This is a genomic window from Octadecabacter arcticus 238 (assembly GCF_000155735.2).
In the GTDB taxonomy this organism is placed as follows: Bacteria; Pseudomonadota; Alphaproteobacteria; order Rhodobacterales; family Rhodobacteraceae; genus Octadecabacter; species Octadecabacter arcticus.
The window spans coordinates 2,826,828-2,845,654 of record NC_020908.1 but is presented as its reverse complement, the minus strand read 5'-3'; the positions used below and the strand labels follow the sequence as shown (position 1 = coordinate 2,845,654).

At 55.9% G+C, this 18,827-nt stretch carries 16 protein-coding genes and 2 pseudogenes; 10 read left to right on the top strand and 8 right to left on the bottom strand.

Annotation, left to right across the window (positions count from 1 at the left end):
- Positions 1 to 179: 179 nt before the first annotated feature.
- From OA238_RS14715 to OA238_RS14695, 5 genes are all read left to right on the top strand, one after another.
- On the top strand, positions 180 to 1,130 hold the full coding sequence (locus tag OA238_RS14715) for a GlxA family transcriptional regulator (protein ID WP_015495771.1): 951 nt from the start codon (positions 180 to 182) through the stop codon (positions 1,128 to 1,130).
- Between the two features lie 209 nt (positions 1,131 to 1,339).
- Positions 1,340 to 2,290, top strand: a complete 951-nt coding sequence (locus tag OA238_RS14710; RefSeq protein ID WP_015495770.1) for an ABC transporter substrate-binding protein — start codon at positions 1,340 to 1,342, stop codon at positions 2,288 to 2,290.
- A gap of 89 nt (positions 2,291 to 2,379) precedes the next feature.
- The gene (locus tag OA238_RS14705; RefSeq protein WP_015495769.1) at positions 2,380 to 3,399 is read left to right on the top strand and encodes a quaternary amine ABC transporter ATP-binding protein; all 1,020 of its coding nucleotides are present in this window, start codon (positions 2,380 to 2,382) and stop codon (positions 3,397 to 3,399) included.
- Positions 3,399 to 5,375, top strand: a complete 1,977-nt coding sequence (locus tag OA238_RS14700; RefSeq protein ID WP_015495768.1) for an ABC transporter permease — start codon at positions 3,399 to 3,401, stop codon at positions 5,373 to 5,375. Before OA238_RS14705 ends, OA238_RS14700 begins: the two co-directional genes overlap by 1 nt.
- A 242-nt stretch (positions 5,376 to 5,617) precedes the next feature.
- Complete coding sequence (locus OA238_RS14695; RefSeq protein ID WP_015495767.1) at positions 5,618 to 6,730, top strand: MFS transporter; 1,113 nt, start codon at positions 5,618 to 5,620, stop codon at positions 6,728 to 6,730.
- A 145-nt stretch (positions 6,731 to 6,875) separates the two neighbouring features.
- On the opposite strand, the gene OA238_RS14690 is transcribed toward OA238_RS14695, so the two are convergent.
- Together OA238_RS14690 and OA238_RS14685 are read right to left on the bottom strand one after the other, a co-directional pair.
- Positions 6,876 to 7,700 carry an IS3 family transposase gene (locus tag OA238_RS14690; protein WP_015495766.1) on the bottom strand — a complete coding sequence of 275 codons (825 nt, stop codon included), beginning with the start codon at positions 7,698 to 7,700 and terminating at the stop codon, positions 6,876 to 6,878.
- Positions 7,697 to 7,993, bottom strand: a complete 297-nt coding sequence (locus OA238_RS14685; protein ID WP_015495240.1) for a transposase — start codon at positions 7,991 to 7,993, stop codon at positions 7,697 to 7,699. The genes OA238_RS14690 and OA238_RS14685 overlap by 4 nt, the downstream gene beginning before the upstream one ends.
- Before the next feature lie 65 nt (positions 7,994 to 8,058).
- On the opposite strand from OA238_RS14685, the gene OA238_RS33900 reads away from it, so the two are divergent.
- The 3 genes from OA238_RS33900 (at position 8,059) to OA238_RS14670 (ending at position 10,275) form a co-directional block, all read left to right on the top strand.
- The gene (locus OA238_RS33900; RefSeq protein WP_015495765.1) at positions 8,059 to 8,685 is read left to right on the top strand and encodes a hypothetical protein; all 627 of its coding nucleotides are present in this window, start codon (positions 8,059 to 8,061) and stop codon (positions 8,683 to 8,685) included.
- On the top strand, positions 8,648 to 8,998 hold the full coding sequence (locus OA238_RS14675; RefSeq protein WP_044036912.1) for a surface lipoprotein assembly modifier: 351 nt from the start codon (positions 8,648 to 8,650) through the stop codon (positions 8,996 to 8,998). The genes OA238_RS33900 and OA238_RS14675 overlap by 38 nt, the downstream gene beginning before the upstream one ends.
- 164 nt (positions 8,999 to 9,162) lie before the next feature.
- The gene (locus OA238_RS14670; protein WP_015495764.1) at positions 9,163 to 10,275 is read left to right on the top strand and encodes an S-(hydroxymethyl)glutathione dehydrogenase/class III alcohol dehydrogenase; all 1,113 of its coding nucleotides are present in this window, start codon (positions 9,163 to 9,165) and stop codon (positions 10,273 to 10,275) included.
- Between the two features lie 45 nt (positions 10,276 to 10,320).
- Here the strand turns inward: OA238_RS14670 and OA238_RS14665 are convergent.
- Positions 10,321 to 10,539, bottom strand: a pseudogene (locus tag OA238_RS14665) (aldehyde dehydrogenase family protein); the annotation flags it as partial.
- 90 nt (positions 10,540 to 10,629) lie between these two features.
- Between OA238_RS14665 and OA238_RS30325 the strand changes: the two are divergent.
- A protein-coding gene (locus OA238_RS30325) for an IS630 family transposase (protein ID WP_085982724.1) occupies positions 10,630 to 11,693 on the top strand; the annotation gives its coding sequence in 2 pieces (ribosomal slippage) (positions 10,630 to 11,119 and positions 11,119 to 11,693; 1,065 coding nt in all).
- A 10-nt stretch (positions 11,694 to 11,703) separates the two neighbouring features.
- Here the strand turns inward: OA238_RS30325 and OA238_RS14650 are convergent.
- Positions 11,704 to 12,914, bottom strand: a pseudogene (locus OA238_RS14650) (aldehyde dehydrogenase family protein); the annotation flags it as partial.
- A 42-nt stretch (positions 12,915 to 12,956) separates the two neighbouring features.
- A complete protein-coding gene (gene nagA, locus OA238_RS14645; protein WP_015495763.1) occupies positions 12,957 to 14,096 on the bottom strand; it encodes an N-acetylglucosamine-6-phosphate deacetylase in 1,140 nt (379 codons plus the stop codon).
- Between the two features lie 137 nt (positions 14,097 to 14,233).
- On the opposite strand from nagA, the gene OA238_RS14640 reads away from it, so the two are divergent.
- Entirely contained in the window at positions 14,234 to 14,902 is a 669-nt protein-coding gene (locus OA238_RS14640; RefSeq protein ID WP_015495762.1) for a cupin domain-containing protein, read from the top strand.
- Positions 14,903 to 14,993: 91 nt separating this feature from the next.
- Here the strand turns inward: OA238_RS14640 and OA238_RS14635 are convergent, their stop codons facing one another.
- The 3 genes from OA238_RS14635 to OA238_RS14625 are packed head-to-tail and all read right to left on the bottom strand — an operon-like array spanning position 14,994 to position 18,770.
- Positions 14,994 to 15,557 (bottom strand): sarcosine oxidase subunit gamma, encoded by a 564-nt coding sequence (locus tag OA238_RS14635; protein ID WP_015495761.1) that lies wholly within the window; start codon positions 15,555 to 15,557, stop codon positions 14,994 to 14,996.
- On the bottom strand, positions 15,550 to 18,486 hold the full coding sequence (locus tag OA238_RS14630; RefSeq protein ID WP_015495760.1) for a sarcosine oxidase subunit alpha family protein: 2,937 nt from the start codon (positions 18,484 to 18,486) through the stop codon (positions 15,550 to 15,552). The genes OA238_RS14635 and OA238_RS14630 overlap by 8 nt, the downstream gene beginning before the upstream one ends.
- On the bottom strand, positions 18,483 to 18,770 hold the full coding sequence (locus tag OA238_RS14625) for a sarcosine oxidase subunit delta (RefSeq protein WP_015495759.1): 288 nt from the start codon (positions 18,768 to 18,770) through the stop codon (positions 18,483 to 18,485). Before OA238_RS14625 ends, OA238_RS14630 begins: the two co-directional genes overlap by 4 nt.
- Positions 18,771 to 18,827 lie beyond the last annotated feature (57 nt).

Sequence of the window (18,827 nt, the reverse complement as noted above, 5' to 3'; positions counted from 1 at the left end):
TGACTTCCAATTTCAACTGAGACCGAAGACTTACGGGTTTGCAGACGTAGGGCAAGGATCGCACGACTATAAATTGATGGTTTGTGCACTATCCTAGCAGGAATTATTCCTGTTAGTATAAATTTATGACTTTGAATAAAAATATGCAAATTGGCTTTCTGATTTTTCCAGGTTTCCCAATGGCTTGCCTAACGTCGATCATTGAGCCTTTACGCGCCGCAAATGAGATCTCTGGCCAACACGTTTTCAACTGGACCCTCATATCCGAGGATGGCGCGCGGGTTCAGGCCAGCGCCAATGTCTGGTTTGAGCCAGACATGTCGCTCGACGAGTGCTGTAAGCTGGACCTTCTGTTTGTGCTGAGTGGGCCGTCTTCGCAGTTTGCGCAAGGTCAAACCTCTAATGGCAAACTGCGCAGACTTGCGCGTCATGGTGTGACGATGGGGGCGATCAGTGGTGGCATCTTTCCGTTGGCGCGGGCGGGATTGCTGGACGGGCATGTCACGTCGGTTCACTGGTGCTATGAAGCTGCGTTTTTAGGGGAATTCCCGAATATTGAAGCAACGGAGGATGTGATCGTGTTGGGCGGAACGCGCCTTACCGCATCAGGCGCCGCAGCGGCGTTTGATTTGTCGCTTCATATGATTGAGGAAGTACTGAACGGCGATATTGCCACTGAGGTGGCGTGTTGGTTTCAACATCCGCTGGTGCGGGGGCAGGGTGTCACGCAGCGCAAACCGACTTTCGCGGCCGAGATCACGAACGACATGCTGCCGCCCATGGTGGGTAAAGCCGTGAAGATTTTTTCTGCCAACATCGAAGATACGGTCAAAATTATTGATGTGGCGCGCGATGTCGGCGTGTCTGTGCGCCAACTCGAACGGGTATTTGTGCGCACGACGGGCAAGACCCCGCTGGGATATTATCAGTCGTTGCGGATGCACAAAGCGCGCCAAATGTTGCTGTATGGGAAAGACTCGATGATCCAGATCGCGCTTGCTGTGGGCTATTCCAGCACCGGGTCAATGAGCAAGACATACATGGAGGTCTTTGGCATTCTACCCAAAGATGACCGCAAGAAAATTAACATGTTCCGCGTTCGCGAGAACGCGATCGTGCCGTCAGCCTAAGAAACTCAAAAAGGGGCTCATTATTTATGCACGACAGGACGCCAGCGCCTAAATACTACACTCAACAATCTACCATCAAGAAAAAAACTTGCTTGAGAGGAAAATAATGCGACACTGCATGTGGACGTATGCAAGCGAGCAACAAGAATCGCGCATCCTGAATCCAGAGCCCCACTTCGGTTGGGCGCCACCACCTAGGGAGACTAAGAATGAAAATGATGACCACAGCTCTGACGGCAGGTGTACTCGCACTCTCGCCGCTCACCGCTTTCGCTGATGCACATGCTGACAGCACCGACCCAATTGTTATTCCAATTCACAACTGGTCCAGCCAGATCGTGATGTCCAATGTGGTTGGCCAGATTCTGGAACAACAAGGCGCATTCGTTGAATATGTGACGACAGACAGCCAAGCCGTTTATGAATCAGTCCGATTGGGCGATGTCACGTTTGAACTCGAAGTTTGGGAAGGCGCGTTTGGCGCATCCTACCGTGCAGCTTTGGAAAAGGGCGGTATCGTTGAAGTAACAGACCACAACGCGGTTACACGCGAAGACTGGTGGTATCCAATGTGGACCAAAGATGCTTGCCCTGGCCTGCCAGATTGGGAAGCATTGAATGCTTGTGCGGCCGTATTCGCAACTGCTGAAACCGGTGATCAAGGCCGCTATTTGGACGGTCCGGTTGACTGGCTCAAGCACGGTCAGGAACGTGTCGAAGCATTGGACATGAACTTCGTTGTTGTGAACGCAGGGTCCGCAGCAGCACTTTGGGCTGAAATTGGCGCGGCAGAAGCTGATCGTCGTCCAGTCGTGGTGTTCAACTGGACACCAAACTTTGCAGAAGCCGTCTGGCCTGGCGAATTCGTTGAATTCCCACCACACGAAGAAGGCTGTGACACAGACCCCTCCGTAGGTGTGAACCCGGACGCGCTGTATGATTGCGGTAATCCTGCGAACGGTTACCTGAAGATCGCGGCTTGGGATGGGATGGAAGAAAAGTGGCCTTCGGCTTACGCTCTGCTTGAGCAAGTCAGCTTTACCAACCCACAGATCGCTGAGATGGCCAGACTTGTCGACATTGATGAATTGGAGCCTGACGAAGCAGCTGAAGTATGGCTCGAAGCGAACCCTGACGTTTGGGGTTCTTGGGTCAATTAAACCCACGCCATAAACTGCATTGCACAGAATCCCGTCCGACAAACCATTTTGGGTTTCGCCGGGCGGGAACATTTTTCACAAGGATCATCATGTCAGCTGATACGCCCGTCATTTCTTGTCGCAACGCTTGGAAAATATTTGGGCCAGATCCGGCGGCCTTTCATAAGAAAATGACCCCTGACATGAGTTTTGATGACATCCGCGAGGCGGGCTATATCGCCGGCGTCCGCGATGTCTCGCTCGATGTCCAAAAGGGTGAGATGTTGGTTATTATGGGCTTGTCGGGGTCTGGGAAATCCACTTTGGTCCGTTGTTTTTCGCGCCTTCATGATATCACCAGCGGGACGATTACTGTCGAAGGGCAGGACATCATGTCATTGCCCGAAAAAGAACTGATTGATTTACGTCGCTCCAAAATGGGCATGGTGTTCCAATCGTTTGGTCTGCTGCCGCACCGTTCCGTTCTGGATAACGTTGCCTTCCCGTTGGAAATGCGTGGACAAGATAAACACACACGGCGTGAGCGTGCGCTTGAGGTGATCAAACTGGTGGGCCTTGAGGGGCGTGAGGATTATTTTCCGCGCGAATTGTCCGGCGGCCAACAGCAGCGCGTCGGCATTGCACGTTCGCTTGCGATTGAACCCGATATTTGGTTTCTGGATGAACCGTTCAGCGCGCTGGACCCGTTGATCCGCAAAGAAATGCAGGATGAATTTCTGCGCCTGCAACAGCTGCTCAACAAAACTATTGTCTTTATCACGCACGACTTCGACGAGGCCCTGCGCCTTGCCGATCGCATTGCCATCATGAAAGACGGCGCGATTGAGCAATGCGATACACCTGACCAAATCGTGTTGCATCCTGCCACAGAATACGTGCGCAAATTTACTGAAGACATCGACAAAGCCCGCGTCGTGCATGCTGGCGTTCTGGCCATCGCTGACACGCACGGGGAGGGTGATCCGGTTGATGCCAAAGCCACGATCAAAGACCTCGCCAAGCTGTTGGTTCATGATACGCGCGACGTTATCCCTGTTCACAAAAACGGCTTGGTCATCGGTGGCATGAACCGTCAAGACGGACTAACGGTTCTGCTGGAGGCCAATTAATGGCCGATACAACAACGCTCATTCGGACCACGTCACGCAGCTTGGATCGTGGGCAAGTTGCCTTATGCATTCTCGCTTTCGCGGTTCTGGTGACTGCGCTGCAATATCTCGGTCTGTTACCCGAATGGCTGCACCGCCTACCTGAGACCGCGATACCGAACTTCGCAGGCTGGCTCGACACGATCTTTAACTACGTCAAAGACGATCTAGGGTTGTTGGTTTTTACGCGCACGCTGACCGAAGGCCTTGAATGGCTTTTGGATGCGTCCGGCAACATCTTTTACGGCAAACGCCGCTGGCCAAATCTTGGCCCGATTCCTTGGACGGCACTAACGGCGGCTGTCACTGTCCTGTGCTATTATCTTGGTGGATGGCGGCTTGCCCTTTTGGGCTTCATAACTTTCATGTGGACCGCGTTGATGGGTCAATGGGACATTGCAATGCAGACCATTTCTGTTTTGGCTGTCACGGTTCCGTTGGCGTTCATCATTGGTCTATCCCTTGGTATCGCTGCGTGGAAATCTGCGCGGGTCGATGCCGTCATCAAGCCGGTTTTGTCCGTTTTGCAGACATTGCCATTCTTCACGTACCTGCTGCCTGCCGTGATTTTCTTTAAGGTGGGGCCGACGGCGGGGGCTGTTGCAACAACCGTTTATGCCATCCCGCCGATGATTTTGATGACAACGCTGGGCCTGCAAAAAGTATCGCCAGAAGTCGTCGAAGCCGGAAAGATGAGCGGCTGTTCAAAGTTCCAGATGCTGCGCCATGTTTATATTCCGTCTGCGCGCACAGAAATCCTCGTGGGGGTGAACCAAGTTATTATGCTGTCGCTGGCGATGGTCGTGTTGACCGCGTTCGTTGGCATGCCAGGGCTGGGCGCGAAATTGTTGCAGATGTTGGGCAGCTTCAAGTTGGGGCGTTCGTTTGAGGTTGGAGTGACGATTGTGCTGCTGGCCGTGACGCTGGACAGGATGTCAAAGGCTTGGGTCGTCAAACAACCCGAACATTTTGAACGCGGCACTGCGTTCTGGGTCCGTCATAAGATGGCGTTGATAGGGCTTGGTTTGGTGGTTTTATTGACGATGATCGCACGTGAAATTCCGATTTTTGCCGAAATTGGTCGCGGTCAGGATTTCAGCATTGGCAAATTTTTGGATGTTCAGATCAAGGCGTTTCTTGATATTGGCTGGGTTAAGGCGACCACTGGCTTCTTGCGGGCCTTCTTGAATGTTCAGGTGTTGATCCCGTTTCGCAATTTCATGTTGTCGATCCCGACACCTGCGATGATCCTGTTAATCGCGGCCTTTGCGCTGGCGCTGGCGGGACGACGGCAGGCGGGTTACGCGCTCATTTTCTTTTCACTTGTTGCGTTGTCTGGCTGGTGGGACAGGGCGATCATCACGCTCTATTCTGTGACGTCGGCTGTGATATTGGCCGCGATTATTGGCCTGCCTGTTGCGATTATGGCGTCGCGGTCTGATCGGGGGTCACGCTGGATGTTGCTGGTTTGCGATACGTTCCAAACCTTCCCAAGCTTTGTTTACCTGCTCCCCGCGATCATGTTGTTCGGCATCACCGATATCGCCGTCATCTTCTCGATTGTGATCTTTGCGACAGTTCCGCTGATCCGGTATACCATCGAAGGCTTGCGCACCGTGCCCCCGGAAATGACGGAAGCCGCTGACATGGCGGGTGCGACACGGTTCCAAAAACTGGTGAATGTACAACTGCCGTTGGCCCTGCCGACCATGGCCATCGGGTTCAACCAAGCGATCATGTTCGCGTTCTTTATGGTGATCATCGCGGCCTTTATCGGCACGCAGGATTTGGGACAAGAATTGCAACGGACACTTGCGGGTACTGATTTGGGCAAGAATTTCGTGCTGGGAATCTGTGTGTCGTTGATGGCGCTCACGTTTGATCTGACGATCATGAAGTGGGCTGCGGACAAGAAGCGTGCCTTAGGGCTACCATAGTGTCACCGTGCGGTTGTGTTGGTTCACTGGAAAGGTAGCCTTCGGTTTGGCTTGGATTAATATTGGCCGGTAGAGCAGGCGTGCAATTCTAAGAGGTAATCCACGGTGGATCATGCGTTGCTCAGCTTACTTTTCAATCCGACTCTAGATTTGTGTGATGCGCGGACCTTGCAGCATGTCGTCATACGCACCGCCTGCGATACGCTTTGTTCATGAGGTCATCAAACACTCAAGGACGAACGGTGCTGTTCGCCGCCTCAATGGTGTCGATGGTGCTTGGCTCAATCCATGCATTTTCTGTTTTTTTAGTGCCCCTCGAGGCCGAATTCGGGACGTCCCGCGCAACTGTTAGCCTCATTTATTCGTTTGGCTTGGTCTTCCTGACAATCGCCGTGCTGTTTGGCCCTGCGGTCTATTCCCGCCTGCGACCCGCAACATTTTATATATGGGTTTCGGTTCTGGGCTCCATTGGGGCTGGCCTTGCTGGCATCGCTGGCGGATTAGAACTGGTTTGGATTGGGTACAGCCTGTTTTTTGGCGTCGCGAACGGGCTGGGATACGGTTTTGGGCTTCAATTTGCTGCACGTGCCAACCCTGATCGTTCGGGCCTTGCGATGGGCGTCGTCACGGCGGCTTACGCCCTTGGCGCGGTTCTGGCTCCATATGGTTTTGAAGTGGCACTGGCGTTCGGGGGCTTTTCGTTGGCTATGCTCGCCCTTTGTTCAATCGTCTTTTTGGTTGGCATCGGTGCCGCAGTTTTGGTCGCTCGAAGTGGCGCACGATATGTGGACACACAAACCGACACGGGCGTGTCCAACCTGCCGTGGCTGCGTATCGCCGCGATATGGCTCGCTTACGGCAGCGGCGTCGCCGCGGGGCTTATGGCAATTGGACATGCCGCAGGAATTGCGGCAACTGCGGGCTTTTCCGGCTGGAAAGCCGCTGCCACAATCGCGGGTTGCAACCTTGTTGGTAGCCTGCTTTCTGGCTGGCTATCCGACAGGATATCGCATCGCCGGATACTCATGATCCTGCCGCTTCTCAGCGCAATTGCGCTGTTGACGCTGTCAGTTCTACCACGAGAGACAATCGCGCTTTTGGGGGTCGTGGGTTTCGCTTACGGCGGGATGATTGCAACCTATCCAGCCGCCATTGCCAGACTTTTTCCGGGCGAGGATGGGCCATATGCCTACGGGCGTATATTCACGGCTTGGGGCGTTGCAGGATTGCTGGCTCCATGGCTCGCTGGCCAGATTTACGACTGGGGCGGAAGCTATACTCCCGCGCTTTGGGTGGCTGCCGGACTTGGTGTTTTGTCTGCATTCGTCGCGCAAAAAGCTATCCTGTCAGCCTGAAGTTGTGCGGCGAAACTGTACCGTGTGCTATGAACTTCGTCCCGTTTTCCGGACAGCTTGCTTATTGACCCTATGCTGCCATTTTCCAAGTCATATCTTCGAAAGCCTGTTTTGGCGTTTTGTAGCCGACGCCTGAATGACGGCGCTAGCGGTTGTAGAAGACCTCAATGTATTCGAAGATGGCGGCCTTGGCCTCAGCGTGTGTTCTAAAGCGCCGCTGGTGAACCATCTCCTTTTTCAATGAAGCAAAGAAGCTTTCCATCGGCGCATTGTCGAGGCATTGGCCCTTGCGGCTCATGGATTGAGTGAGTTTCGCCTTTTTGATCAGCTTGCGATAGTCCCCGCCAGCATATTGGCCGCCCCTATCGGAGTGGTGTATCAATCCCGGAACCGGGCCTCTGCGTCCCAGAGCCATCTCGAGGGCGGCGCAGCAAAGCTCCGCACGCATGTGATCCTCCATCGCCCAACCGACGATCTCACGCGTAGCCATGTCCTTCACGCCAGCCAGATAAAGCCAGCCTTCGTCCGTGTCGATATAGGTGATATCCGCCAGCCAAACGGCATTAGGCGTCTGGCTGTGGAATTTCTGTTCCAACAAGTTTGGGGATGGCTTCAGCTTATGATTGCTGTCCGTTGTGATTGGCTTTCTACGCTTGCGAAGAAGCGGGGACACCTTGTGTTCCTTCATTATTCTCGCAACACGGCGCTCGGAGACGACCTCACTATCCGCCAGTAAGTCTTGGTGAATACGCTTTGATCCATAACATTTCTTACTGGCCTTGAAGAAGGTTTTTATCTTGGGAAGCAACGCCTGATCCCGAGCGTCGCGATTAGCTTGACGCTGATCACGTGCAGGCTGACTGGCTGGGAACTCGTAGAACCAGCCCCGGGATATCTCTAGAAGACGGCATAATATTGAAGCCGCGTATTGAGCTTTATGGGCGGTGATGAAAGCACGCTTGTTCGTCATGGTTTCACCGCCCGCGCCGCGAAAAAAGCGGATGCTTTGTGCAAAATCTCCACTTCCTCAGCAAGCCGCTTGTTGTCTTTGCGAAGGCGGAGCAATTCAGCCGCATCCGCCTGCTGACGCCGTTTGGCTTCAACTGAGCCAAACGCCTCAATTTCCAAGCGCCACGTCTTCAGCTGCGTCCCAGTGATCCCAAGCTCCTTGGCAACGCTGCCTTGCGTCGCACCAGGCTCATATAACCGCTCAACTGCAGCTGCCTTATAATCGTCTGTATAATTGCGTCGATGTTGTCCCATTTGGTGCCCCTTTCACGGACTGGGGTAAAGTACCCCAATGTCCGGCAACAGGGACGAAGTTCATTTTGCGTTCGGCCCAATCAGAAGACGATATTGAAACACTGACCCGCGGCCTGTCGGAAATCACCGCAGCCGATCCGTGGGATGTGTCGTTCAACTTTTCGCTCCTGCCGTCCACCAACGTGAACCGCTATACCTACAACAATGAATTCGAAACCTTGCTCGGGATATTCACCCCCGAGGGCGGCGGCGATGAGGTCAGCGGCATCGGCCTGTCTGTCGGCGCGGGGCTGTCCTACACCATCGCGTTGCCGGATTATTCGCAGCTGAGCCTGCGCACGCGGGTCGATCAGAGACTGTATGACGTGCCCGACCTCAACAGCACCAGTGTCCGCGTCGCCCTGAGCCGTGAAAGTTTTGCCATCGGGCGCACCACGACGATTGAACCCTTCCTTCGACTGGGTTTTGACGAAGAACGGGAGTTGGAACGCCGCGATTATGGTTTGAGTCTGTCCACGGCGTGGCAGCTTGGCAATGGCGGGCAATTGCGCACATCGTTTATGGGTAAAAAGCCGCAATTACATCGACAGCGAAGCGTCAAGCGGCCCCTACGGCCGGATCGGCGTGAATTACGGAAATTCCATCGGCCCACGCATGCGGTTCGGGTTTGGGGTTTCGGTTGCACGGTTTGAACCGGAACGCGAGCACCTGACATATTGGGAAAGCAGCCTTTCAGCCAACATTTCGCGGCGTTTTGATGGCATTGGCGCGCTCGGCGTTTTCGGCAGCATAACCGCGCGCGACTACGACGGTATTTTTCCCGCAACAGACCTTATTCGCGAAGATGATACAGTTGCCTTGGGCATTTCCTACAGCCCGCAGCAATTCGATATTTTTGGTGCGCGCCCAAAAATCAGCTGCCAAGTCCAGCGCAACGCATCAAATATCGCGTTGTATGACTATCAAACCACCGACTGCCGGATCGCGTTCGAGAAGTCTTATTAGGGCCGCAAGCGGGGCGTAGATCGCGCCGCATAAGGGTGTCGTTGGCGTGGCAGGGTCAATCGGCACACCAGATGGCGATTGACGATCCCCTCCCATTTGATGAGATTGCTTTTGAACAGGGGGACAACGTCCACCAAAACCAGACATTTCTTGGGAGATACCAAATGCGCACCAAAGCCGCTGTCGCCGTTGCCGCCGGAAAACCGCTTGAGATCATGGAAGTAAACCTTGAGGGGCCTCGCGCGGGTGAGGTTCTGGTTGAAATCAAGGCCACTGGCCTGTGCCACACTGACGAATTCACCCGTTCTGGTGACGACCCTGAGGGCATCTTTCCAGCTATTCTTGGCCACGAGGGCGCGGGCATCGTCATAGAGATCGGCGAAGGCGTTACCAGCCTTGAAGTTGGCGATCACGTTATCCCGCTTTATACGCCGGAATGTCGTGAGTGTGACTACTGCCTGAACCCGAAGACCAACCTGTGCCAGAAAATCCGCAGCACACAGGGCGCAGGCCTGCTGCCGGACGGATCGACACGGTTTTCCATGCTCGATGGGACGCCGATCTATCACTACATGGGCTGTTCGACCTTCGCCAATCATACAGTTGTCCCTGAAATCGCGCTGGCAAAAGTGCGCAAAGACGCGCCGTTTGACAAGATTTGCTACATCGGCTGCGGTGTCACAACGGGCATTGGCGCGGTGATCAATACCGCCAAGGTCGAAATCGGATCGACGGCAATTGTGTTTGGCCTCGGCGGGATCGGATTAAACGTCATCCAAGGCCTGCGGCTGGCGGGGGCGGACCAGATCGTTGGTGTCGATCTGAACGACGGGAAAATCGAAATGGCGACGCATTTCGGCATGACTGATTTCGTGAACCCGTCCAAAGTAGACGGCGATCTGGTTGCGCATCTCGTCGAACTCACCGGTGGCGGCGCGGATTACACATTTGATGCCACGGGCAACGTGAATGTCATGCGCACTGCACTGGAAGCCGCGCACAAAGGCTGGGGCGAAAGCATCATCATTGGCGTGGCACCTGCGGGGGCAGAAATTTCAACTCGTCCGTTCCAGCTGGTGACAGGCCGCAGCTGGCGCGGCACCGCGTTTGGCGGCGCATCGGGGCGCACGGATGTGCCGAAAATCGTCGATTGGTACATGGACGGCAAGATCGAAATTGACCCGATGATCACCCACAAGCTCAAGCTCGAAGATATCAATCACGGGTTCGAATTGATGCACGAAGGCAAATCCATTCGCGCCGTGATCGAATTTTAGGCCGCGTCTTGATGGTCGGGCGCAGAAACGCACCCGACCAAGATATCAGCCGAAATGCAGCGTCTTTACCTCTTGGTAGTCTTCCAACCCCAGCGCGCCGCCTTCGCGCCCATTGCCCGATTGTTTGTAGCCGCCAAATGGTGATCCGTAGTTGAACCCGCCGCCGTTGATGTGCACCGCACCCGCGCGCAATTGTGCAGCAACGCGTTCGGCGCGGGCCGGATCGCCGGTTTGCACATACGCCGCGAGACCGTAGGGCGTGTCATACCAGTGGCTATAATATCTGACTCATTTTTTTGGTTTTAATTTTTGGCAAACTCTGAATCAATGACCTCCATAGATTGGGAGGTGCTCATGGGTGGAGCCATAAAAATTACGCGCACGGATATGTCTGCGAAAGATTTGCGCCGTGCGGCAAAGCGAACCAAGGATGGGCGGGTTGTACGGCGACTACTGGCCATAGCGCTGGTGCTTGATGGGGTGGATCGTGAAACGGCTGCCCGCAGCAGTGGTATGGATCGACAAACACTTCGGGATTGGGCGCATCGCTTTAACGCAGAAGGCATTGAGGGGTTATCGGATAGGAATGGCAAGGGGGCAAAACCACGGTTGTCGCCCAAGCAACAGGCGCAATTTGTGGCGTGGGTGGAGGCCGGGCCCAACCCAGTAAAAGATGGCGTAGTACGATGGCGTTGTGTCGACTTGCAGGCTCGTGTTGAAGAGGAGTTCGACGTGAAACTGCATGTGCGTACGATTGGAAAATATCTAACCAAGCATGGCTTTCGCCGCCTGTCTGTGCGTCCAGAGCATCCGAAAACTGATCGCGAAGCGCAGCAGGCTTTTAAAAAAACTTTGCGAGCCTCGTAAACGATACTCTGCCAGAACATGCAAAGGGGAAGCCTCTTGAGGTATGGTTCCAAGATGAAGCCCGCGTTGGACAACAGGGGACACTCACCCGTAAATGGGCCAAGCGTGGAACTCGCCCGCGCGCACCCCGTGATATACGCTTCAAATGGAGTTATATCTTTGGTGCCGCTTGTCCCGCACGTGGCACCGCCGCAGGTCTCGTCCTGCCCTACGTCAACGCCGAGGCTATGGGGCTGCATCTTGATGAGATCGCAAAAGCTGTCGCACCCGGCTCACATGCCTTGCTGATTGTTGATGGGGCGGGGTGGCATGGCGCAAAATGTTTGCAGGTGCCAGATAAAATTACGCTCGTTAAGCTGCCACCGTATTCACCCGAACTGAACCCCATGGAAAACGTCTGGGCTTATCTGCGAGCTAATAAACTCGCAATCACAGTTTTCGACACCTATGACGAAATACTCGACAAATGTGCACAAGCTTGGAACTTCTTTGCGAACGACCCAGAGCGAATAAGTTCAATCACAGATCGAGAATGGGCAAGGGTCACTTAATTCGGCCGTTGGTATCATTGGCGATAGTGATTGCGTCGTCTTCGTGATCAAACGGGATGATTACCAGCACGGGGCCAAAAATCTCCTGCTGGGCAATGGCCATATCGTTGCGCACGTCTGCAAAGATCGTCGGCTTGACGAACCAGCCTGTGTCAAACCCGTCGGGTTTGCCGAGCCCGCCGCACAGCAATGTTGCGCCCTCATCCAACCCTGTTTGGATCATGCCCTGAACCCGATCAAACTGGATGCGGTCAAACAGCGGGCCGATGTGGTCGCCGACCTGCTTCGGGTCGCCAACCGCCTGTCCCAACGCGGCGCGTTTGGCGATTTGCACCACGTCATCGTAGCACGACCGCTGCACCAACAGGCGCGTCGGCGCATCACATGATTGTCCCGTATTATACATGCATTCCAGCACCGACGCGGTGACGCGGTCTTCTAGATCACAATCATCAAAGACGATGTTGGGGGATTTCCCGCCAAGTTCCAGCGTCACCCGTTTCACGGTATCAGCGGCGTCTTTGGTCACGGCTGTGCCCGCGCGGGTTGATCCGGTGAATGACATCATTTGCACTTCGGCGTGGCTCGACAACGCGCTTCCCACGGTTGGCCCATCGCCGTGCACAAGGTTGAAAACGCCATCAGGATAGCCCGCGGCGTCGATAATTTCCGCGTAGATAGCAGCGGAGATTGGCGTGTGTTCAGACGGTTTCACCACGCAAGTGCAACCCGTCGCCAGTGCTGGAATGACCTTAAGGGCGATCTGGTTCATCGGCCAATTCCAAGGCGTAATCAGCCCGCAGACACCAATCGGTTCGCGCAGTTGCACGTCACCGTTTGGCAAAATTTCACGCGCGTCCTGCGCTGCAAGCGCTGCAATAAACCCTTGCAAATGGCCCACCGCAGCACCCGCCTGATCGTCGCGCGCCATTGTGTGATGGGTGCACCCATCTCAGCACTCATCGCCTGCGCTAGGTCTTCGAGGCGCAGTTCAGTTTCCACCAATAACCGCTCGAGCAGGGCAAGACGTTCAGCCTTGGACGTGCGCGAAAACGTTGTAAATGCGGCCTTGGCAGCAGCCACCGCGCGATCAACGTCACCCTGATTGCCCAGAATGATCGACCCGATTTGCGTTTCTGTGGCGGGGTTAATGACCGGAAAGGTTTGTTCGCTCAGCGGCGCGACCCACGCCCCGTTAATGTAGTGTTGCATCAAGTCCATTTGCTCATCCCTTCGTTGTTAAACTAGTTTTTGGGCGATCTCTCACGCCTGCAATACGGTCGGCCCCGACATGTTAGCACCAAAATACATCACACTCCGGCATCCGCTTGCAATACGTCCGAATTCACCGCGCTGGCGCAGCAAGCTTGCCGGTGTTGACGTTGCTCGGGACAACGCCGCCTTGATGTTGTCACCCACCAAATCCATCATCACCGACACAGCGCGCGGCATCGCCAAATCAGCGCCAGCCAACGTGCCATCCGCCAATGTCAGACGATTGTCTTTGCGAAAAACATCGCGCCCGTTGAGGGTGAAGTGATTGATCATCGATCCCGCCGTTGCCATCGCATCCGTCACCAGAAAAATCTTATCCGATTGCGGTTTCGCCGCCAAAGCCACGTTGATCGTCGATGGGTGGACATGAACGGCGTCCGCGATCAGCCCAGCATAAACGTCACCCCGCGACAGGGTCGCGCCGACCAATCCGGGTTCGCGGCTTGTCAGTTGGCTCATCGCGTTGAACAGATGCGTGACGCAGCGCGCGCCTGCGTCAAACGCCGCGTGGCACGTGCCCATATCGGCGTTTGTATGGCCCAGCGACACCACGATCCCCGCGTCCGCCAGATTTTTTATCTGCTTGAGCGATATATTCTCTGGCGCGACTGTGACCATGATGTTTGCCAACCGATCCGCAGCCGCCAGCAGTACGGACAGGTCTTCATCATCCATCGGGCGGATCAGATTGGCATCATGCGCGCCTTTGCGGGGAACGGACAGGTGCGGACCTTCAAGATGGATGCCCACAATGCCGCTGACCCCTTCGGCAATGGAGCGTTCAACCGCGTCAATTGCCGCGCGGGTGCGGGCAGGGGTGTCGGTGATCAAGGTCGCCAATATGGCCGTCGTTCCGGTTGTTGCGTGGGCGTCGGCAATCGTGCGCAACGTGGCCACCGATTGATCGTCATTAAACATCACGCCGCCACCGCCATTGACCTGCAAATCTACAAATCCGGCGGTGATGACACCACTCTCCAATGTCACCGTGGGGCAGCCGTCCGGCACCGCGGCAAGCGGTACGATGCTGAAACACCCGTCCGATCCCACCAAAAGCGCGTGCGACGAAAGCAGGGTCTGACCATCATAGATCAGGGCCCCGACGTAGGCTTTGGCAATGCCAGACATTTTCGGTTTGATCACTTTCGTTGGTGGCAGGACTTGTCATTCACAATGTCGCGTGAACGCGGCGTGCATTCAACCTTTGTCTGGCCCCGCGTCCGCCGTAAGACTACAGTCGACAGACCATAATACAGGGGGACACCATGCAGCTCAGATCAGATTTTTCCACGCGCGAGGTCGTCCACCTCGGTGACGAAGACTGGCGTGCGTCACCCATGCCCGGCGTTGACCGCATGATGTTGGACCGCGTCGGGGATGAAGTCGCGCGCGCCACAACAATCGTGCGCTACGCCCCGAATTCACGCTTTTCGCAGCATTCCCATGACGGTGGCGAAGAATTCATTGTCCTTGAGGGCACGTTCAACGACGAACATGGCAGCTATCCCAAAGGCACCTATGTGCGAAACCCGATCGGCACATCGCATTCGCCCTTTGTCGGCGATGATGGCTGCACGATCTTGGTCAAACTGCATCAGTTTCAACCCGATGATCTGGCCCCCGTGGTGATCGATACCGCGAACGCCGCGTTCCGGCCCGGAATGGTCGCTGGGCTAAGCGTCCTGCCGCTACACGCCCATGGCACCGAAAGCGTCGCACTTGTCCGTTGGGCACCAGACACCCAGTTCAATCCCCATACCCATTGGGGTGGGGAAGAAATTTTCGTGCTTGAGGGAACGTTTCGCGATGAATTGGGCGACTACCCCTCGGGTACATGGATACGCAGCCCGCACGGTTCCAAACACACGCCCTACACCGGACCCGAAGGCGCGCTGATTTTGGTAAAAGTCGGGCACCTGCCAAACGACAGCTGAGGCTGCAAAACCCGTGACGTCGATCACCCTTGCTGGGACGTCGCCGCGACAGCGCTGCGCTTGTCCATCGGCCTAGCGCAGACTGCAAATGTCACGCGGTCGACGCAGCGGCTGTCATCAGCGCGTGATGCAACGTTGCCGCTGACGCGCGGGGGCCAAAGATACGCACGTGATCGTCCGCCGTGCGACGGATCACGAAACATCCCAACTGGTGAATAACCGTGCGGCGCACATCTCCTGCAACCATCTGCCGAATTGGAACAGCACAAAGCCGTTCGCACATATTACGCATCGCCGCGCCGGTGATGTCAAAACACACCCAAGCGCCGGATTGCTCCGTGACAGACGCATTGTCGCCAAACAAGGTTTTAAGCTGATCGGCGATCAATTCATGGCTCACCCGCGGGGCACCAAGCATCCATTGATCTGGCCCCATGCAAAACCCCGCTTCGGGGTCATGCAGTACCGCGCGTCCGGTTTCGGGCACGGCGCCAAGCAGCTTTTTCAGCACCTTTCGGCACGCAGCCTCGCGCCCCAAACGTACCGCAACACACGCCAAGGCGACGCCATCATTTTCCGTGATTGTAATGTGGTTGAACACATCAACACGCGGGGTCGCCCCGCCAAGGGCGGTGATGGTTTGAAGATTATGCACGAAGCCGCTCCCCCTTTGGGTCAATAAAGTGCGCGCTGACAATTTCCACTGCAACGTCGACGCCCGTCAGCGGGCTGACAAGGCGCATCTTTTCGCCGATCCGGTTGGACCCGTCTTTGATGAACGCCAGACCAATGGCGTGGCCAAGATTGGGCGAATAGCAGGCGGATGTCACATAGCCCTGATCATGGGCCGCATCGACAGGTCCGTCAGCGTTCATCAGGTGCGCACCTGCTGGCACGGGATCGCCTAAATCCAGTGGTTTGATACCCACTTGCATCAAAGCATCGGCTGCGTTCATTCCGTCCCGCCGCGACAAAACTGATCCGATGCTGTCTTTGGCCGTGGACACCATGCGCCCCATGCCAAGGTTCAGCGCGCTGGTTGTGCCGTTCAACTCATTGCCCGTCGCATGACCCTTTTCCATCCGCATCACGCCAAGCGCTTCGGTGCCATATGGGGTCACGTCGAATTCAGCACCAGCTTCCATGATCTTTCGCATCAGCGCGTCGCCGTAGGCTGTTGGCACCGCAATCTCGAACGCCAATTCACCGCTGAACGAAATGCGGAACAGCCGCGCGCGCAGACCGCCACAGATGGTGATATTGGCGCAGGCCATGAACGGGAAGGCGTCATTGCTGATGTCCTGATCTACAATCTTTTCCAGCAGTTTCCGGCTGTTGGGCCCCGCGACAGCGTATTGCGCCCAAGCTTCAGTGGTCGAAATCAGCTGCACGTCCATGTCGGGAAACAGACATTGGCGAACGAATTCCATGTGGCGATAGACGGGCAGGGCATTGGCGGTTGTGGTTGTGACGACGAAATGATCCTCCGCCAATCGCCCCGCCGTGCCATCATCCAGCGCAATTCCGTCTTCGCGCAACATCAACCCGTAACGGACCTTGCCGACGGCGAGTTTTGCGAACCCGTTGCAGTAAATCTTGTTAAGGAAATCGGCGCTGTCCACACCTTGCACATCAATTTTGCCCAAGGTCGTGACATCGCACACGCCGACGGAACCGCGCGTCGCGAGAACCTCACGATCAACACTTTCACGCCAATGGGTTTCACCCTCTTTTGGGAACCATTGCGCCCGCATCCAGTTGCCGACCTCAACAAACACTGCGCCTTGTTCTGCAGCCCAAGTATGGCTTGGCGTCAGTCGTTTTGGGTGGAAATCCTGCCCACGATGTCGTCCTGCCAGCACACCAATCGCGGTGGGCGTATAGGGGGGGCGGAAGATCGTTGTGCCGACCTGCGGGATCGTCTTGCCCGCCAGTTCCGCCATAATCGCAAGCCCGCCCATATTGGACGTCTTGCCCTGATCGGTTGCCATGCCCAGCGTGGTGTAGCGTTTCAGGTGTTCGACAGATCGAAACCCTTCTTGATGGCTCAGCTTCACGTCTTTTACGGTCACGTCGTTCTGTTGGTCCAGCCACGCGCGACTGCACCCTTCAACGTACCAAAATGGCGTCAGGTTGACGGGGGCATCTTCGGCTACGGGCAATTTGGGCAACCGCCCTTTCAGCCCCAAAGCCGCGCGCGCCGCTTGCGCTCCGCCACGCAGCGCACCAGCGGTGGACATATCGCCATTGGCCGCCCCCGCCACGATCATCCCGTCGGGCAGGGTGCCACCCGGAACGAACGCGGCCAAATCCGCGTTCCATGTCGGGCGACCGCGTTGATGGCAGGTCATATGGACGTTCGGGTTCCACCCGCCCGACATGCCAAGCGCGCCAATATCGAGGGTGCGGATCGTCCCATCGGCAAGCTTTACATCCGCAAAGGTCAAACCAAGTCGCCCCTTGGTATCAACGACTTGCCCGTGCAAAACCTCAAAATCCATACTTCTGGGCGCATCGGCGCGCACATCCACAACGGCCGCAATCTTAACACCCTTTGCGTGCAGATCGGCGGCGGTGCGGTGGCCGTCGTCATTGTTGGTGAAAATCGCCACGCGCTTGTCGGCCGCGACGCCATAGCGGTTCGCATAGGTGCGGATCGCAGACCCCAACATGATGCCGGGACGGTCGTTGTTTTCAAATGCAATGGGGCGTTCAATCGCCCCCGCTGCCAGCACGGTGTGCTGGGTATAAATGCGCCACAAAATCTGGCGTGGTTTTCCGGCATCGGGTACGGCCACGTGGTCGCTGACCCGTTCCACCGCGCCGTAAATTCCGTGATCAAACGCGCCAATCACAGTCGTGCGCACCATCAAGCGCACGTTTGGCAAACTTGCCAGTTCAGTGACGGCACCTGCGGCCCAAACCGCGCTCGCATCATCGCCAATGCCAAACGTCTCGGAATTCAGCCGCCCACCAAAGGTGAAATCTTCATCTGCGAGGATGACATTGGCACCTGATCGACCCGCCGTCAGTGCCGCCATCAGACCCGCAGGGCCAGCGCCGATCACCAACAAGTCGCAGTGCAAAAACCCTTTGTCATAGACGTCGGGATCGTCGAGCAAAGACAGCGATCCTAGGCCAGCAGCCTTGCGAATAATCGGCTCATAAACCTTTTCCCAGAACGCTTTGGGCCACATGAATGTTTTGTAGTAAAAGCCCGCTGTCAGGAAGTTCGAGAACCGGTCGTTGATCGCCATCGCGTCAAAGCGCAGCGATCCAAGACGGTTCTGGCTTTTGGCAACCAACCCGTCGAACAGTTCAGTCGTCGTCGCACGTGTGTTGGGTTCCTGGCGCGCACCACTGCGCAACTGCACCAGAGCGTTGGGCTCTTCAGACCCCGCCGAGAGAACCCCGCGTGGACGGTGATATTTGAACGACCGCCCCATAAGCCGCACCCCATTGGCGAGCAACGCGGACGCCAAAGTGTCGCCCTGATGCCCCGTGTAGGATTTGCCATCAAATTTGAAGTTCAGCGGTGTGGCCGTATTAATCTGCCCACCGGCTAACCTGTTCTTTTGGGTCATTTGCTCCGCCCCTTCCCGCGGGCCACGTCACGCGCCATTTCAACTTTGGAAATCTCATGGGTTAGCGTGTTGCGCGTCACCACAAGCCAGCTGCGATCGCCCGCCTCGTGAAACCATAGTTCCTCGTGCCAGCCCGCGGGGTTGTCGCGCAGGTAGGCGTATTCATAGAAATCACGGGTGGCGGTTTCGGCGTCAGGATCGGGGCGTTCGATCAGTTTTGCGTCACCCAGATAGGTGAATTCCGAACTGTCGCGCGGGCCGAGAAGCGGGTGATCAATAATCATAGGGCACCTTGTGGGGTGGATGTGGGATTTGAGTTGTAAGGGCAAGATGAAGGGGCA

Bases quoted from the DNA above. Each gene is read 5' to 3' on its own strand.
- OA238_RS14715 (WP_015495771.1), top strand. From the start codon at position 180: ATGGCTTGCCTAACGTCGATCATTGAGCCTTTACGCGCCGCAAATGAG.
- OA238_RS14710 (WP_015495770.1), top strand. From the start codon at position 1,340: ATGAAAATGATGACCACAGCTCTGACGGCAGGTGTACTCGCACTCTCG.
- OA238_RS14705 (WP_015495769.1), top strand. From the start codon at position 2,380: ATGTCAGCTGATACGCCCGTCATTTCTTGTCGCAACGCTTGGAAAATA.
- OA238_RS14700 (WP_015495768.1), top strand. From the start codon at position 3,399: ATGGCCGATACAACAACGCTCATTCGGACCACGTCACGCAGCTTGGAT.
- OA238_RS14690 (WP_015495766.1), bottom strand. From the start codon at position 7,700: ATGACGAACAAGCGTGCTTTCATCACCGCCCATAAAGCTCAATACGCG.
- OA238_RS14685 (WP_015495240.1), bottom strand. From the start codon at position 7,993: ATGGGACAACATCGACGCAATTATACAGACGATTATAAGGCAGCTGCA.
- OA238_RS14675 (WP_044036912.1), top strand. From the start codon at position 8,648: ATGCGGTTCGGGTTTGGGGTTTCGGTTGCACGGTTTGAACCGGAACGC.
- OA238_RS14670 (WP_015495764.1), top strand. From the start codon at position 9,163: ATGCGCACCAAAGCCGCTGTCGCCGTTGCCGCCGGAAAACCGCTTGAG.
- nagA (WP_015495763.1), bottom strand. From the start codon at position 14,096: ATGTCTGGCATTGCCAAAGCCTACGTCGGGGCCCTGATCTATGATGGT.
- OA238_RS14640 (WP_015495762.1), top strand. From the start codon at position 14,234: ATGCAGCTCAGATCAGATTTTTCCACGCGCGAGGTCGTCCACCTCGGT.
- OA238_RS14630 (WP_015495760.1), bottom strand. From the start codon at position 18,486: ATGACCCAAAAGAACAGGTTAGCCGGTGGGCAGATTAATACGGCCACA.
- OA238_RS14625 (WP_015495759.1), bottom strand. From the start codon at position 18,770: ATGATTATTGATCACCCGCTTCTCGGCCCGCGCGACAGTTCGGAATTC.